The 1,511-nt window shown below is 64.9% G+C and carries 1 protein-coding gene; it reads left to right on the top strand.

The features are described 5' to 3' along the window. A partial coding sequence (glmS, locus tag JT360_RS33060) for a glutamine--fructose-6-phosphate transaminase (isomerizing) (protein WP_214477627.1) occupies positions 1-1,511 on the top strand: 1,511 nt, incomplete at both ends.

Genomic DNA, 1,511 nt, shown 5'->3' with positions numbered 1-1,511 from the left:
GGCACGATCGGCATCGGCCACACGCGCTGGGCAACCCATGGCGTGCCCAACGAGACCAATGCGCATCCGCATTTCTCCGACGGCGTCGCCATCGTCCACAACGGCATCATCGAGAATTTCGCCGAACTGCGCGACGAACTGAGGCGCGACGGCTATTCCTTCTCGTCGCAGACCGACACCGAGGTCGTCGCCCACCTGGTGGCGCGGGAGCTGGCCCGCGGGCTGAAGCCGGTCGAGGCCGCGCACCAGGCGCTGAAGCGGCTGGAGGGCGCCTTTGCGCTGGTCATCATGTTCAAGGGCGACGAGGACCTGATCGTCGGCGCCCGCAATGGACCGCCGCTGGCCGTCGGCCATGGCGATGGCGAGATGTTCTTGGGCTCCGACGCCATTGCGCTGGCGCCGTTCACCAACTCGATCACCTATCTCGAAGACGGCGACTGGGCGGTGGTGCGCCGCGACGGCGTCGCCATCTTCGACATCGACGGCAGACAAGTCGAGCGCAAGCGCCAGCAGTCGCTGTCGACCAGCTTCATGGTCGACAAGGGCAATCGCCGCCATTTCATGGAAAAGGAAATCCATGAACAGCCCGAGGTGATCTCGCACACGCTGGCGCATTATGTCGACTTCGTCTCCGGCGTCTCCAAGCCGCTCGACCTGCCGTTCGACTTCGCCAAGATCGGCCGGCTGGCGATCTCGGCCTGCGGCACCGCCTACCTTGCCGGGCTGATCGGCAAATACTGGTTCGAGCGCTATGCGCGGCTGCCGGTCGACATCGACGTCGCCTCGGAATTCCGCTACCGCGAGATGCCGCTGTCGGCTGATGATGCCGCCTTCTTCATCTCGCAGTCGGGCGAGACCGCCGACACGCTGGCCTCGCTGCGCTATTGCCGCAAGGCCGGCATGAAGATCGGCGCCGTGGTCAATGTGCGGGAATCGACCATGGCGCGCGAATCCGACGTCGTGCTGCCGACGCTTGCCGGCCCCGAGATCGGCGTCGCCTCGACCAAGGCTTTCACCTGCCAGCTCTCGGTGCTGGCATCGCTTGCCGTGCGCGCCGGGGTGGCGCGCGGCACGATCTCGACGGAGCAGGAGAAGACGCTGGTGCGCGCGCTTTCGGAAGCGCCGCGCTATGCCAACCAGGTGCTCAAGCTCGAAGAGCAGATCGAGCGCATCGCGCGCGAACTGTCACGCTACTCCGATGTGCTCTATCTCGGCCGCGACACCAATTTCCCGCTGGCCATGGAAGGGGCGCTAAAACTCAAGGAAATCTCCTACATCCACGCCGAAGGCTATGCCGCGGGCGAATTGAAACACGGGCCGATCGCGCTGATCGACGAGAACATGCCGGTCATCGTCATCGCACCGCATGACCGGATCTTCGAGAAGACCGTGTCCAACATGCAGGAAGTGGCGGCGCGCGGCGGCAAGATCATCCTGATCACCGACAGCAGGGGTGCCGCACAGGTCAGCGTCAAGACGATGGAGACGATCGTGCTGCCGGACGTGCCGGA

It is taken from the genome of Mesorhizobium sp. dw_380 (genome assembly GCF_018588885.1).
Taxonomy (GTDB): Bacteria; Pseudomonadota; Alphaproteobacteria; order Rhizobiales; family Rhizobiaceae; genus Mesorhizobium.
Note: the sequence above shows the minus strand (reverse complement) of the source record. Positions and strands in the feature narration are given on the sequence as shown.